This window comes from Paucilactobacillus suebicus DSM 5007 = KCTC 3549 (assembly GCF_001434475.1).
Lineage (GTDB): Bacteria > Bacillota > Bacilli > Lactobacillales > Lactobacillaceae > Paucilactobacillus > Paucilactobacillus suebicus.
Window position 1 is genome coordinate 1 of the sequence record NZ_AZGF01000078.1, and the last position, 369, is coordinate 369.

Genomic DNA, 369 nt, shown 5'->3' on the forward strand with positions numbered 1-369 from the left:
CTGGTACTTCACCAGTGTAGTTCGAATCATCCACCACGTAGTTGATTGTCCGCGTGGTCGTGGCTGTGCTGTTCGTAATCAAATGTTTAACGTGAATCTTAATGACTTGATCACTATCAGCGGTGAATGTGTAACTACCACTCGCTGCTTGGCCGTCGGCCAAAACATAACCGGCTGGCTTGTTATCACTTGTCCACGTTGCCGTTGCGTTGGTGTCGCCACTAATTGGAGTTGCTGTACCAACTACGGCTTCATCTGCGTCATCATCCACATATTCCACAGTTGCACTTTGACTACCAGCGGTGTACGTCACTGTCACAGTCGCATTGGCTGGAAGGTCAGCCGTTGCGACGCCATTGTAGCTCTGTT

General features: G+C 49.9%; 1 protein-coding gene. It reads right to left on the bottom strand.

Annotated elements, in window-relative coordinates; translation table 11 throughout:
- Positions 1 to 369: mucin-binding protein (locus FD16_RS12985; protein WP_420835651.1), on the bottom strand; the 369-nt coding region annotated here is incomplete at both ends.